Origin of the sequence: Ideonella azotifigens (genome assembly GCF_021043325.1) — a bacterium.
GTDB classification, from domain to species: domain Bacteria; phylum Pseudomonadota; class Gammaproteobacteria; order Burkholderiales; family Burkholderiaceae_C; genus Ideonella; species Ideonella azotifigens.
On the sequence record NZ_JAJNKD010000001.1, the window covers coordinates 139,049 to 152,978 of the forward strand.

Annotated in this window: 11 protein-coding genes; 7 read left to right on the top strand and 4 right to left on the bottom strand. The window is 66.3% G+C overall.

The features are described 5' to 3' along the window. Positions 1-91 precede the first annotated feature (91 nt). From gshA to LRH25_RS00635, 4 genes are all read right to left on the bottom strand, one after another. Positions 92-1,387, bottom strand: coding sequence for a glutamate--cysteine ligase (gene gshA, locus LRH25_RS00620; RefSeq protein WP_141288172.1), 1,296 nt, complete (start codon positions 1,385-1,387; stop codon positions 92-94). Positions 1,388-1,666: 279 nt separating this feature from the next. After that, positions 1,667-3,193 carry an ammonium transporter gene (amt, locus tag LRH25_RS00625; protein WP_141288171.1) on the bottom strand — a complete coding sequence of 509 codons (1,527 nt, stop codon included), beginning with the start codon at positions 3,191-3,193 and terminating at the stop codon, positions 1,667-1,669. Positions 3,194-3,314: 121 nt separating this feature from the next. Further along, a complete protein-coding gene (locus LRH25_RS00630; RefSeq protein WP_141288170.1) occupies positions 3,315-3,653 on the bottom strand; it encodes a P-II family nitrogen regulator in 339 nt (112 codons plus the stop codon). Between the two features lie 74 nt (positions 3,654-3,727). After that, positions 3,728-4,063 (bottom strand): hypothetical protein, encoded by a 336-nt coding sequence (locus tag LRH25_RS00635; RefSeq protein ID WP_141288169.1) that lies wholly within the window; start codon positions 4,061-4,063, stop codon positions 3,728-3,730. A gap of 302 nt (positions 4,064-4,365) precedes the next feature. On the opposite strand from LRH25_RS00635, the gene LRH25_RS00640 reads away from it, so the two are divergent. The 7 genes from LRH25_RS00640 (at position 4,366) to LRH25_RS00670 (ending at position 13,928) form a co-directional block, all read left to right on the top strand. After that, positions 4,366-5,883, top strand: coding sequence for a YifB family Mg chelatase-like AAA ATPase (locus LRH25_RS00640; RefSeq protein WP_231010011.1), 1,518 nt, complete (start codon positions 4,366-4,368; stop codon positions 5,881-5,883). 227 nt (positions 5,884-6,110) lie between these two features. Continuing rightward, on the top strand, positions 6,111-7,202 hold the full coding sequence (locus LRH25_RS00645) for a glycosyltransferase family protein (protein WP_231010012.1): 1,092 nt from the start codon (positions 6,111-6,113) through the stop codon (positions 7,200-7,202). Further along, positions 7,199-8,182, top strand: coding sequence for a glycosyltransferase family 29 protein (locus LRH25_RS00650; protein ID WP_231010013.1), 984 nt, complete (start codon positions 7,199-7,201; stop codon positions 8,180-8,182). Before LRH25_RS00645 ends, LRH25_RS00650 begins: the two co-directional genes overlap by 4 nt. Positions 8,183-8,384: 202 nt before the next feature. After that, the gene (locus LRH25_RS00655; RefSeq protein ID WP_231010249.1) at positions 8,385-11,045 is read left to right on the top strand and encodes a glycosyltransferase; all 2,661 of its coding nucleotides are present in this window, start codon (positions 8,385-8,387) and stop codon (positions 11,043-11,045) included. A gap of 202 nt (positions 11,046-11,247) precedes the next feature. Beyond that, a complete protein-coding gene (locus LRH25_RS00660; protein ID WP_231010014.1) occupies positions 11,248-12,039 on the top strand; it encodes an ABC transporter permease in 792 nt (263 codons plus the stop codon). Positions 12,040-12,048: 9 nt separating this feature from the next. Beyond that, positions 12,049-12,816 carry an ABC transporter ATP-binding protein gene (locus tag LRH25_RS00665; RefSeq protein ID WP_141285536.1) on the top strand — a complete coding sequence of 256 codons (768 nt, stop codon included), beginning with the start codon at positions 12,049-12,051 and terminating at the stop codon, positions 12,814-12,816. Next, on the top strand, positions 12,813-13,928 hold the full coding sequence (locus LRH25_RS00670; protein WP_141285534.1) for a KpsE/RkpR family capsule polysaccharide export protein: 1,116 nt from the start codon (positions 12,813-12,815) through the stop codon (positions 13,926-13,928). Before LRH25_RS00665 ends, LRH25_RS00670 begins: the two co-directional genes overlap by 4 nt. Positions 13,929-13,930 lie beyond the last annotated feature (2 nt).

The following is a 13,930-nucleotide window of genomic DNA, read 5'->3' on the forward strand; positions in this document are numbered from 1 at the left end:
TGTGCGCTGCCTACCTGCGCAGGAAGCGTCTTTCCAAGCCTGCCCGATCGTGGTAGGCGGCCCTGGTTCTGGGGCGTGCCGGCGCGTGATTTCAGTCGTAAACCTCGGCGTCCGGATCGGTGGCTTCGAGTTCGTAGGACGCGGCCAGCATGGCCAGGCGGCCGATCACGCCGTACATGTAGAAGCGGTTCGGGGCGCTGGCGCCTGGGCGGCTGCCGGGCTTTGGCAGCAGGTGGCTGTCGGAGAAGGCCAGTGGCACGAAGCTGGCGCCGGGGGCGTTGAGGTTCTCGTCGATGCCGCGGTCGGCATGCACCCGGTAGAAGCCACCGACGACGTAGCGGTCGATCATGTAGACCACCGGTTCGGCGACCGCGTCGTTGACGCGTTCGTAGGTCGGCACGCCTTCCTGGATCAGCACGTCGGTGACCTCCTGGCCGTCCTTGATCACGCCCATCTTGTTGCGTGTGCGGCGGTTGACCTCGTCGAGTTCCTTGGCGTCGCGCACGGTCATGATGCCCATGCCGTAGGTGCCGTTGTCGGCCTTGACGACGACAAACGGCTTCTCGTTGATGCCATATTCCTTGTGCTTGCGGCGGATCTTGGTCAGCAGCGCGTCGACCTGGGTCTGCACCGCGTCGATGCCGGTGCCGTCGGCCCAGTTGACCGGGCCGCAGTGCGAGAACATCGGGTTGATCAGCCACGGATCCATGCCCAGCAGCTTGGCGAATTTCTTGGCCACTTCCTCGTAGCTGCGGAAGTGATTCGTCTTGCGGCGCACGGCCCAGCCGGCATGCAGCGGCGGCAGCAGGTACTGCTCGTGCAGGTTTTTCAGCACGTCCGGAATGCCGGCCGACAGGTCGTTGTTCAGCAGGATGGTGCAGGGGTCGAAGTTCTTCAGGCCCAGCCGGCGCTGGCTGCGCTCCAGTGGTTCCAGCGTCAGCATGCTGCCATCGGGCAGTTCCAGCGTGCTGGGCTCGGTGATGCTTTCGTCCAGCGTGCCCAGGCGCACGTTCAGGCCGGCTTGGCCGAAGATCTGCACCAGGCGCTGCACGTTCATCAGGTAGAACATGTTGCGGCTGTGCTTCTCGGGGATCAGCAGCAGGTTCTTGGCTTCCGGGCAGATCTTCTCGATCGCCGCCATCGCGGCCTGCACCGCCAGCGGCAGCATTTCGGGGGTCAGGTTGTTGAAGCCGCCGGGGAACAGGTTGGTGTCGACCGGCGCCAGCTTGAAGCCTGCGTTGCGCAAGTCCACCGAGCTGTAGAACGGCGGCGTGTGCTCCATCCATTCGAGCCTGAACCAGCGTTCGATCGCCGGCATGGACTCCAGCATGCGCTGTTCCAGTTCATTGATCGGTCCGGTGAGGGCGGTGACGAGGTGCGGAACCATGGTGTTTTCTGGCGTGTGCGGCGGCGGGATACAGCGGGGCGCGGGCAAGCACGACAGGATGGGTGTGTGCCTGGGGCGATGGGGAATTCTGGCAGATGGCGGCCCGGGGTCGCACAAGAGGCGCAGAACGATCCGCGTTTTCAGATCAGGGCTGGCGTGCCAAATTGCAAGATTCGCCTCTGCCATGCGGATAAAAAAAGGGACTGCCTTTCCAGGCAGTCCCCAACTCGCTCCGAACTTGTGAGCGACAGCGACTTCAGGCGCTGTCGCTGCTTGGCATCACTTGTTGTAGGCAGTCTCGCCGTGAGAAGAGATGTCCAGGCCTTCGCGTTCCTGGTCTTCCGGCACGCGCAGGCCAATGACCAGATCGACGATCTTGTAGGCGATCAGCGAGACCACGCCCGACCACACGATGGTGATCAGCACGGCCTTGGCTTGCACCCAGACTTGCGATGCGATGCTGTAGGCATCGGGGGTGATCATGCCCACGGTGACCCAATCGGCCACGGCGCTCGGGCCGCCGAGGTTCGGCGAATTGAACACACCGGTCAGCAGCGCACCCAGGATGCCGCCCACGCCGTGCACGCCGAACACGTCCAGCGTGTCGTCCGCGCCCAGCAGCTTCTTCAGGCCGGTCACGCCCCACAGGCAGGCGAAGCCGGCGATCACGCCGATGATCAGCGCACCGCCCACACCGACGTTGCCGGCTGCCGGCGTGATGGCGACCAGGCCGGCGACGGCACCGGACGCCGCGCCCAGCATCGAGGCCTTGCCCTTGTGCAGCGCTTCACCCACCGACCAGGCCAGCACCGCAGCGGCGGTGGCGACGAAGGTGTTCATGAAGGCCAGGGCAGCAAAGCCGTTGGCTTCCAGCGCCGAGCCGGCGTTGAAGCCGAACCAGCCCACCCACAGCAGGGCGGAACCGACCATCGTCAGCGTCAGGCTGTGCGGGGCCATTGATTCCTTGCCGTAGCCCACGCGCTTGCCGATCATGTACGCACCGACCAGACCGGCAACAGCAGCGTTGATGTGCACCACGGTGCCGCCGGCGAAGTCCAGTGCGCCCATTTGCCAGATGTAACCCGCCTTGGCGTTCATCGAGTCCACCACGTTGGCGGCGGTGTAGGCGTCCGGACCCATCCAGAACCAGACCATGTGCGCGATCGGCGCGTAGCTGAAGGTGAACCACAGAGCCATGAACAGCAGCACCGCGGAGAACTTGATGCGCTCTGCGAACGAACCGACGATCAGCGCGCAGGTGATGCCTGCGAAGGTCGCCTGGAAGGCTGCGAACACGATCTCAGGGATGTAGACACCCTTGCTGAAGGTCGCGCCGTTGGCGAAGGTGCCCGCTGCGTTGTCCCAGATGCCCTTGAGCATCAGCCGGTCGAAGCCGCCGACGAAGGCATTGCCTTCGGTGAAGGCCAGGCTGTAGCCATAGATGACCCACAGCACGACGATCATCGAGAACGTGACCATCACCTGCATCAGCACCGACAGCATGTTCTTGCTGCGGACCAGGCCGCCGTAGAACAGCGCCAGGCCAGGCACGGTCATCATGATGACCAGCAGCGTGGAGACCATCATCCAGGCGGTGTCGCCCTTGTTGGGCACGGGGGCCGGTGCGGCGGCAGCGTCAGACGCGGCCGGTGCAGCTTCCGAAGCGGCGGCTGCAGGTGCTGCAGCGGGCGTGGCTTCGGAGGCCGCGGTGGCGACAGGCGCCGAAGCGGCGTCCTGCGCCAGGGATGTCCCCGCAAAGCCCAGGGCGGCGAAGCCCAGGGCGAGGGAAGCAATCAGCTTTCTCATGGTGTGTGTGTCTCTTGGTCGGTGTGCTGGCGGATCTCAAGGAAACGAAGGGCCGTTCCCGAGTTTTCTTGACCCCCTCGGGGGGCCTGACGCGAAGCGGCAGGTCTGGGGGCGCTCAGTATCAGAGGGCGTCTTTGCCGGTCTCGCCGGTGCGGATGCGGACGACTTGCTCGAGGGCGGAGACAAAGATCTTGCCGTCGCCAATCTTGCCGGTGCGGGCGGAGGATTCGATGGCCTCGATCACGCGGTCGACCAGCGCGTCGTCCACCGCCGCTTCGATCTTCACCTTGGGCAGAAAGTCCACCACGTACTCCGCGCCGCGATACAGCTCGGTGTGGCCCTTCTGACGGCCGAAGCCTTTCACTTCAGTCACCGTGATGCCTTGCACGCCGATGGCGCTGAGGGCTTCACGCACTTCATCAAGCTTGAAGGGCTTGACGATGGCAGTCACCATTTTCATTGTCTGCTCCAGAGGTTGGGGCTGGCAGCGAAGGCGCCACCAGCCGGGGGATTCAATCGATCAGAGCCCTTGCTTCATGGCAGGAGCGCAAGCGAATAGCGTTGGGCCGGCATCGCACAGCCGGTTCGGGGTCGCACCGAGCTTGTCTTCGGTTGCATTGCAAGACCGGTGCCTTCCATGGCCCCGCTTGGGCGAGCGGTGAAGCCAACACGAGGGTCGGCGGTCCAGCCTTCGGCGAACTTGTAATTCGCGCTCAGATCGAGATGGCCCGGGTTCTGGGCATCCTGGATATCGAAGCTCTTGTCATTCGCACGCCACACGCGGAGGACGCCAGCGCTCAGGCCGGCATCTGCATTCACGTGCAAGGTCAAAAGACTCGGCGCGGCAAACGCCGTCTGGGACTTCTTCATGCAACTGCTCCGGGGTACTGTGAGTCCGCGGCTTGTGTGGGGTTGGGTCGAGCTCAGCGGCTGGGTAGCTGCAGCTTTCATGCCCGCAGCCGCGCAAGCAGGAAAACAGGCTTGGCGGGCTTTCAAGCCGGCCCCACCGGACATGGGCGATCCAAGTTGGTGCCATGTGGGTGCGGGATTGGCACCGAAGTTGTGCGCTCTTGCGTTTTCTCCCTCCAGAGCGGGATTGCCCGCGCGGTTGCCGCGTTTGGACAATGGCCGTCATCCCAGCATGGGCACAACGAACAACCAGGGAGGGCCGCATGACGCTGGCCGTGATCAGCAGCCGCGCGCTTGATGGCGTGCAGGCGCCACCGGTACAGGTGGAAGTGCATTTGGCCAACGGCCTGCCCAGCTTCACGCTGGTCGGCCTGGCCGATACCGAGGTGAAGGAGGCGCGGGAGCGGGTGCGCGCCGCGCTGATGGAGAGCGGGTTCCAGTTTCCGCACAACAAGCGCATCACCGTCAGTCTGGCGCCTGCGGACCTGCCCAAGGAGTCTGGCCGCTTCGATTTGCCGATCGCCCTGGGCATCCTGGCTGCCCAGGGCGTGGTTGATCCGGCCCGCCTGGCGCGTTTCGAATTTGCCGGGGAACTGTCGCTCGCCGGCGGCTTGCGCCCGGTGCGCGGCGCCATTGCGCTGGCGCTGGCGGTGCGGCAGGCCTCGCCAGGCTGCTGCCTGGTGCTGCCGACCGAAAGCGCGCGGCAGGCAGCTCGGGTGCCAGGGCTGGACATTCGCGAGGCGGCGACGCTGGCCGAGGTGGTCGAGTCGCTGCTGCCGGACGGGCAGGCCTTGCCGCGGGCGCTGGGAGAGCTGGATCCGCCCTCGCGGCCCGGGCCCGACCTGGCCGAGGTGCGTGGCCAGTCCGCTGCTCGCCGGGCGCTGGAGGTGGCCGCGGCCGGCGGACACAGCCTGTTGTTGATCGGTCCGCCCGGATCCGGCAAGTCCATGCTGGCCCAGCGGCTGCCTGGCTTGCTGCCGCCCTTGGACGATGAAGAGGCGCTGGAGAGCGCCGCCTTGTGCGGCCTGGGGTCCCACGGGCTGGAAGCCGGCTGGCGCACGCGACCGGTGCGTGCGCCCCACCACAGTGCGAGTGCCGTGGCGTTGGTCGGGGGCGGCTCGCCACCCAGGCCGGGTGAGATTTCGCTGGCCCATGGTGGCGTGCTGTTCTTGGACGAATTGCCCGAGTTCGCCCGCACGGCTTTGGAGGCCTTGCGCGAGCCGCTGGAGACCGGGCACATCACGATTTCCCGCGCCGCCCGCCAGGCCCGGTTCCCGGCGCGCTTTCAGCTGGTTGCCGCGATGAACCCTTGTCCTTGCGGCTGGCAAGGCGCGTTCGCGGCCACGGGGCGCGCCTGTCGTTGCTCGCCAGAGGCCATCCTGCGGTACCAGGCGCGCTTGTCCGGCCCGTTGCTGGACCGCATCGACATGCAGGTCGAGGTGCCGGCGGTGCGACCTGCGGAGTTGCTGGACGGTGCGATGGGGGAGTCTTCCGCCCTCGTGGCCGAGCGAGTGCTGCAGGCGCGGCAGCGCCAACACAGCCGCCAGGCTGGCCTGAATGCCGCGCTGGATGCTGGTGCGCTGGACCGCCTGATCGACTTGGAGCCGGCTGCAGCGGCGTTTGTGCGCGCTGCGGCCGAGCGGCTGGGCTGGTCCGGGCGCGGGCTGCACCGGGTGCTGAAGCTGGCGCGCACCATTGCCGACCTGGCGGGATCGCCCACGGTTTCCGTAGCGCAGGTCGCCGAAGCCGTCCAGTACCGGCGCGCGCTGCCGGGGGCTTGAGCGCTGCGGTGGCGCAGCCGCTCTGCCGTGGTGCGGCAACATGCCGGGTTGTGTGAAGCAGGTTTGTGCGCAGCAGCACACACATTAGGGGGTGTGCCCGCAGCCGCTTCGCCGGCACCCTCCCTTAAACTTGACTTTTCAATGAAGCACGAGCCCGCGGGCACGCGTTGCGTGGGTGGCGGTTTTGATCGTTGCCTGTTGTCTGATCGTTCCGGAGTCCGCCGCCCGTGTCACGTCCGCTGGCCATCGCCTTTCTGGCCTGCAACAAGAACCCGGCGCGGTTCCGCGAGGACGCGTCTTTTGTCTATCGCTGCGAGAACCTGGCGGCAGCGCTGGCCAAGCAAGGCCACAAAGTGTTGTGCGAGCATTTCACGCGCTTTGACTGGGCCTCCAGCCCCGACCTGGTCGTGTTCCACCGCCCGCAGCTGACGCCCCGCCTCTGGCTGTTGATGAGCTGGCTGCGCCAGCGCGAGGTGCGGCTGGTCGCCGACGTGGACGACCTGATCTTCGATCCGGCAATGGCGCACCTGAGTCCGGCAGTGCTGAGCGGCCGCGCCGAGCCTGCGGCGATCGAGCGGCGTTTCAAGCGCCATCGCCAGGCCTTGCAGCGTTTTGCCTACATCACGGCGTCAACCGAGCCGCTGCGCGACGAATTGCTGGCGCTGCCGGGCCTGGCGCAGCGTGCCCATGTGCAGGTCGTGCCGAATGCGGTGCACCACAGCTGGAGCGCTTTGGGCCGGCAACTGCACGAAGACGAAGGCGGCCCCGCGGCCCTGATTCGCTACTTGCCCGGCACGCGCAGCCATGACCGCGACTTCGCGCAGATCGCAGCACCGCTGGCCGCCGTGCTGCGCGAGCGTCCCGGCCTGCGGTTGGAAATCGTCGGCCCGCTGGATGGTGAACTCGCGCTGCCGCCGCACCAGGTGACGCGGCATGAGAAGCTGCCTTTTGACCGTTACCACCAGGCCGTGCGCGGCGCGCGGGTCAACCTGGCGCCGCTGGAAGACACGCGATTCACGCGCTGCAAGTCGGCGCTGAAGGTCATCGAGGCCGGTTTCTGGAACGTGCCCACGGTGTGCTCGCCGCTGCCGGACGCCCGGCGCCTGGCCCATGCCGGTGCCTTCGCCGCCAGCACGGCAGCCGAGTGGCGCCACTGGTTGACACGGCTGCTGGACGACGACGGCTTCCATGCGCAACAAGCCACCGGCCTGCGGGCGCGGGTGATGGCGCATGCGAATGTGCACAGCGTCGCTGCCGATTGGCTTCAGGGTGTGATGCAGGCGCCGCGTCAGCCCGCTTCCGCGGCGCTGCGGGCGTGAGCAACGCCTTCCAACGGGCCGGTGGGCCGTTCACCGCAGCGGGCCGCGGGGCCGGATTCTGGCGTGCCTGCCTGGGCTTGCCGGTCAGCGGCTGGTGCGCCTGGCAGCGGCGCCGCGGTCGATATCGGCGGCGCTTGCTGGGCTGGCGCTGGTGGGTGTTCCGCAGTTGGCCGCGCCCGGCCAGCTTGCTGCAACTGGCCCTGTGCCGGCGCGACTTTGGGCTGCCTTTGCCCGCGCGCTGGCGTGCGCCCTTGACGGCCGCATTGCCATCCTTGCCGCCGGCCGCTGCCCGGCGCGCCCGAGACCTGCTGGCGGCCGACGGGGGCGCGGCACACCAGGCCATGCTTGACCGGCGCCAGGCTTTTGCCGACTGGCTGGCCAGCCGGCGCGCGACCGGTGGCCTGTGCCTGGTCGGCAATGCTGCCGGCCTGCGCGGCAGCGCGCTGGGTGGGCACATCGATGCGCATGCTGCCGTATTGCGCTTCAATCGCTGGCAGCCGGCTGCCGCGGACGGAGCAGCGGTGTCGCGCCTGGATGTCGGCAATGCCTGGCAGGTCTGGGTGTTGGCGCCGGACCTGCGGCAAGCGCCACCGCCCGGCCTGTCCTGGGCCATGTTTTCGGGGCCGGACCCTTGTGCAGCGTTGGCGCGCTGGCCGCAGGCGCAGTCCCTGGAACAACATGCCGTGCCGGTGCTGACCGTGCCGCTGGCTGTCTGGCGCGCACTGGTGCGCGAGCTGCAGGCGCCGCCCAGCGCTGGTGTGCTGGTGCTGGCCTGGCTGCGAGAGCTGGGCGCGGGATGGCAGGGGCTGTCCAGCGCAGGCATCGGCTGGGGCGCCACGCCGCAGGGGCGGCATCACCTGCTGGCCGGGCATGGCGCGGGCCGCCGCCATCGTTGGGACGCTGAACGTGCGCTGCTGCAGCGCTGGCGGGCCGAGGGCCTGCACGATCTGGCGCCGTTGGCGCAGCGGCCTGCTGCATGAGGTGTTTGCCGCGTGTCCACCCCGGACGGGGGACGGCCTGCCCGGCCAAGTGGGATACATTCGACAGAGGCTTTGCCCGGCCCGGCGGGCTGTCCACACGAGCGCGACGCTTGCCGCCGACACAGCTGCGTAGCGCTCGCGTTCGTGCTGAATTCATGTCAACGAAGATGTCGGGAAATCACAGAGGTCGGCCTTGATCGAAGTGCCGCAACGGGCGCTGGATGCCAAGGTGATGCTGCACAGCATTCGCCTGCTGCGTGCGGCTGCCCGTCTGCTGGGCAAGCGGCAACGCGCGCTGTTGAATTTCGAGGTCGAACTGACCCGCCTGCTGGGCCTGTTCGACCGGGACCACTATCTCGCGCAGATCGAGCTCGCCAGCCTGAACGGCATGACGCCGCTGCGCCACTACGTGCTGCATGGTGACGCGGCAGGCCTGTCGCCCAGTCCGCTGTTCGACATCCGCCACTACGACGCCCACTGCGGGCCGCGGCATGGCATCAACCGGCTGCTGCACTACGGGCTGGTGGCCAGCTACAAGGGGCTGTCGCCCACGCCCTGGTTTGACATCGACTACTACCTGCGCAGCAATCCTGATGTTGGCGCGCGGCCGATCGATGCGCTGAACCATTTCCAGCGCTGGGGCTGGCGAGAGGGGCGTAATCCGTTGCCGGGCCTGGACATGCGGCGGCTGCTGAATTCGCGCCCCGAGTTGCGCATGGTCAAGGGTAGCGTGCTGGCCTTGTTCGGTTCGGAGTGGATGTCGCTCTACATGCAGGAAGGCGCCAACCAGGCCACCTTGCGTGCGGTCGAGCGCCTGCCGCATTCGCGCGAGCCCGACATGCTGGACCCTGCACAGTGGGCCAATGTGCAGCCGCGCCGGTGGGCCAGCGCACCGGTGGTGGACGTCTTCGTGCCGGTCTACGGTGGCCTGCAGGAGACCTTGCGCTGCCTGCACAGCGTGCTGACCGCGCCGGTGCGCACGCCGCATCGGCTGGTGCTGATCAACGACGCCGGTCCGGTGCCGGAGCTCAATGCGATGCTGCGCAGCCTGGCTGCGCGCGACCTGTTCGTGCTGGAGCAGCATCGCAGCAACCAGGGCTTCGTGAAGACGGTCAACCACGGCCTGCGGCTGTGCCGCGACCGCGACGTCGTGATCCTGAACAGCGACACCGTGGTCTACAACGACTGGCTGGACCGATTGCTGGCGCATGCTGCCGAGCACCCGCGGCTGGCGAGCGTCACGCCCCTGTCAAACAACGCGACCATTTGCAGTTACCCCGAAACCCTGGGCGACAACCGCATTCCGCTGGAGCTCACGCCGCAGGAGATCGACCAGCTGGCCGCCGAGACCAACCGGTTGCAGCATGTGAAGGCCCCCACCGGCGTCGGCTTTTGCATGTACATGCGGCGCGAGGCGATCGCCGACATCGGCGGCCTGGACGAACGCAACTTCGGCCGCGGTTACGGCGAAGAAAACGACTGGTGCCAGCGGGCGATCCGCCGCGGCTGGTCCAACGGAATCGCCTGCGACATCTACGTGCGCCACGTGGGCTCGGTCAGCTTCAAGGGCGAGGCACTGGAGCGCACCCAGGCGGCGATGAAGACGCTGGCCAGGTTGCACCCCAAGTACGAGCCGGACGTGGTGCGCTACATCGCCGATGACCCGTCGTGGATGCACCGGGCCCGGCTGGACCTGGCACGCCTCGCGCGGCAATGCACGCAGCGCAATGTGCTGCTGGTCTGCCACAACCGCGGCGGCGGCACCGAGCGCCACCTGCTGGAGCAAAGCCGTGAACTGCTGAACGAGGGCTGCGGTGTGTTCGAGCTGCGGCCTTCGCCGCAGGCTGGCTGCGTTTCGCTGCTGCACCCGGGCCTGTTCGGTCTGCAAAACCTGGCCAACCTGCCGCTGCGGCCAATGGACATGCTGGTCGAGGCCTTGCAGCGGCTGCAGATCCATGAGCTGCACATCCACCACCTGATCGACTTCCCGTCCGAAACCGGTGCGCAACTGATCGAGGCGGCGCAGCGCCTGGGCATCGAGATCCGGCTGGCCGTGCATGACTACTACACGCTGTGCCCGCGGGTGAACCTGGTCAACCTGGAGGGCCGGTTCTGCGGCCTGCCTGGTGACGACGACTGCAACCGCTGCCTGACGCAGGACCAGCTGATCCAGCAGACCGGCACGATCCAGGTCTGGCGCAGCCAGGCGCGCCGGCTGCTGGAGGCGGCCAAGGTGGTCGTCGTGCCGTCCGAGGATGTGGCACGCCGGCTGACGATGCTGGCGTCCAGCAGCGCGGTGCGGGTCGCCCCGCACGAGGCGGATCCGCCGCCCAGGGTGTCGGCCTCGGTGCTGGTGCCGGCGGGTGAGCCGGTGCGGCTGATGGTGATCGGCGCGATCAACCGCATCAAGGGTTACGACGTGCTGTTGGGCTTGGCCGAAGCGGCGAGTCGGCGCGGCTTGCCGCTGGAGTTCTCGCTGCTGGGCTATTCGTCGGACGACGGCCGCCTGGCCGGCGCAGGTGTCAAGCTGCTCGGTCGGTACTTCGACAACGAACTCTCGGAGAAGATCAGCAGCTTCGACCCGCACCTGATCCTGGTGCCCTCGGTCTGGCCTGAGACCTACTGTTATGTGCTGTCCGGTGCCTTGCGCAGCGGCCGGCGCATCGCGGTGTTCGACCTGGGGGCGCAGGCCGATCGCACCCGCTTGCACGATGCCCAGCACCTGGTGCTGCCATTGCGCCTGGCCGACGAACCGGAAGAACTGGCCGAGGTGTTGCTGCGGGCGATGCGTGCACCGGACCCGGTGGGTGCGGCGCTCGGGCAGCAAAGCGCTGTGCGCACGGCCATGCGCCGCGAAGGCTGAGTCACTTGCTGTCACGTGCCTGTCGCCGGCCTGTCGCGTGCGGCAAGCCGTGGCATTCGCCTCGCAAAGCTGCACTTTCGCGGCTTGGCTGGCACAGGTGGGCTAGGTTAAAGTGCGAGACGCGCTGCCTTGAGGTTTTCTCGGGCGGCGCGCTTGCTTCTAGGTCTGCTTCAGCTCCTAAGCATTTGCTCTGCTCGTCACCGTGATCAAACGAACCCCCTGGCAAATTCAACGCGCCGTGATCTTTGCGCTGCTGATGCGCGAGATCAAAACCCGATTCGGCGGTCACTGGACGGGGGTGGTCTGGATGCTGGGGGCGCCGCTGGCGCAGGTGTTTGCGCTGGTGGCGGTCAACACCTTCCTGCGCGGGCGATTGACCCGCGGCACCTACGACTACGCGATCTTCCTGATCGTGGCATTGATTCCTTATCGGCTGTGTTCCGGCCTTTGGGGGCAGTTGATGAATGGCATCAATTCGAATGTGGGGCTGTTCAACTACCGGCAGGTGAAGCCATTCGACACGCTGATTGCGCGCACCATCCTGGAGGTTGCAACGGACCTCATCGTGTTTGTGCTGACCTTGTCGATCCTGGCGCGACTCAACTACTCGCCAATCCTGCCCGACAGCCTGATCGGCTACCTCGGCGCCTGGGCGGCTTTCATCCTGTTTGGCGCCGGCATGGGGTTGATGCTGGCGACGTTGATCGGTCCGCTGCCTCGCCTCGGCCTGGCGATCGGCTTGCTTTCGCTGCCGCTCTATCTGACGGCTGGGGTGATCTTCTCGGTCCACAGCTTCACCAGCGAAGCGCGCTACTGGCTGTTGTTCAACCCGCTGCTGCATCTGGTCGAGTTGGCGCGAGCAGCCTTCCTTCCGGGGTATCTGCCATTGCAGGGTGTCAACCTGGCCTATCCGATGATGTGGACGCTGACCTTGTGGGCCATCGGGGTCTGCATGTACTGGTTGCGCCGCGAGCGGCTGGCTGCCGGCGAATGAAGGTGCACCATGATTGAACTGGTCAACCTCACCAAGTACTTTCCCACGCCCACCGGGCGGCACTACGTTTTCAGGGACCTGAATTTCACCTTTCCCGACGGTGCCAGCATCGGATTGATGGGGCGCAACGGCGCCGGCAAGTCAACGCTGATGAGCATCATCGCCGGCGTGGTTTCGCCGGACAGTGGCCGGGTGCGGACCAACAACACGCTCTCCTGGACCGTCGGCATGGGCGGTGGCTTCCAGGGCTCGCTGAGCGCCCGCGACAACGTCCGGTTCGTCTGCCGGCTCTACAGTTCATCTCCTGCCGAGACGCGTGAGAAGGTCAAGTTCGTCGAGGACTTCGCCGACATCGGCAAGTTCTTCGACATGCCGATGAAGACCTATTCTTCGGGCATGCGCAGCCGCGTGACCTTCGGGCTGAGCATGGCTTTCGAGTTCGACTACTACCTGATTGACGAAGGCATGTCGGCCGGCGACCCCATCTTCAAGCGCAAGGCCGAGGCGGTCTTCAAGGACCGGGTCAAGAATTCGAACCTGATCCTGGTGTCGCACGTGGTCCGCGACATCCAGAACATGTGCGACGTGGTGGTGGTGCTCGAAGACGGGCAGGCCACGCTTTACAGCGACGTCAAGGAAGGTCTGGAGATTTACCAGAGCATGCAACAGCGCCAAAAATCTGCGCTTGGCCGGGGCCCTGTGGTACCGGCGGCGCTTCCCCCCGCGGCACCCTTGCCTGCCGGGGCCGACAACTCCTTGCCGCCTGCCACACCATGAAGTTCTTTGACATCGTCACGCCACGCCGCCTGGGCATGGCCCTGTTTGTGGTGCCCGCCGTGTTGGCCACGGTCTATTACAGCTTCGTCGCCGTTGACCGGTATGCCAGCCATTCGGTGCTGAGCATCCGCGACACCTCGTCCGGCGGGTCCAGCGGGGGCGGACTCTCGGCCGCGAGCCTGCTGCTGGGGGGCGGTGGGGCCCCGGTTTCGCTGTCGGATGCCTACATGCTGGAGAGCTACATGCACTCCATGGCGATGCTGCTGAAGATGGACAAGAAGTTCAATCTGCGGGCGCACTACAGCCAGCCCAAGCTGGACGTGTTCTACCGCATTTCGGCGGATGCCGAGCGCGAGAGGTTCCTCGACTATTTCAACAGCCGCGTGTCCATTGCGCACGATGAAATCTCCGGGCTGCTGACGGTTGAAGTGCAGGCGTTTGATCGGGAATTTGCGCAGAAGCTGGCGCAGGCCATGATCGACGAGGGTGAAAGTTACATCAACGAAAATGCCCACCGAGTTGCCCGCGACCGCATGGCGTTTTACGAGGGTGAGGAAGCGAGTTCGCTGAAACGAGTGCGCAGCGCCAAGGGCGATGTGCTGGCCTTCCAGACAAAATACAAGTTGCTGGATCCGCTGTCCCAGGCAGTGGCGGCCAACACGCTGACCGCCAGCTTGCAGGCAACCCAGGCAAAGCAGGAGGCCGACCTGAAGGCCGCGGAGGCCTTCATGAGCCCGGACAGCCTGCAGGTGCGCAGCTTGCGCAGTCAACTTGGGGCGACACAAGCCCAGTTGGAGGTGGAGCGACTGCGTGCCACAGCAGCGGTCAATGGCAGCCAGTTGCCCGCGCTTGCGATCGAATACCAGGGGCTGCTGCTGCAAGCCGGCTATGCCGAGGACGCCTACAAGAGTGCGTTGCTGTCGGTGGAGCAAGCCAGGCTGGAAGCATCGCGCAAGCTCAAGACAGTCCTGGTGCTGGAGTCGCCAACCTTGCCGGACCTGGCCCTCTATCCGCGCCGCATCATGGATTGGCTGACCGTGTTGGCCGTTTGCACCATGCTGTTCGCCATCGTCCGCCTGATCTATGCCACGGTGCGCGAGCACCAGGATTGAAT

Excerpts from the sequence above, each read along its gene's own strand:
- LRH25_RS00670 (WP_141285534.1), top strand. The coding sequence starts at position 12,813 with ATGAAGTTCTTTGACATCGTCACGCCACGCCGCCTGGGCATGGCCCTG.
- amt (WP_141288171.1), bottom strand. The coding sequence starts at position 3,193 with ATGAGAAAGCTGATTGCTTCCCTCGCCCTGGGCTTCGCCGCCCTGGGC.
- LRH25_RS00665 (WP_141285536.1), top strand. The coding sequence starts at position 12,049 with ATGATTGAACTGGTCAACCTCACCAAGTACTTTCCCACGCCCACCGGG.
- LRH25_RS00630 (WP_141288170.1), bottom strand. The coding sequence starts at position 3,653 with ATGAAAATGGTGACTGCCATCGTCAAGCCCTTCAAGCTTGATGAAGTG.
- LRH25_RS00640 (WP_231010011.1), top strand. The coding sequence starts at position 4,366 with ATGACGCTGGCCGTGATCAGCAGCCGCGCGCTTGATGGCGTGCAGGCG.
- gshA (WP_141288172.1), bottom strand. The coding sequence starts at position 1,387 with ATGGTTCCGCACCTCGTCACCGCCCTCACCGGACCGATCAATGAACTG.
- LRH25_RS00635 (WP_141288169.1), bottom strand. The coding sequence starts at position 4,063 with ATGAAGAAGTCCCAGACGGCGTTTGCCGCGCCGAGTCTTTTGACCTTG.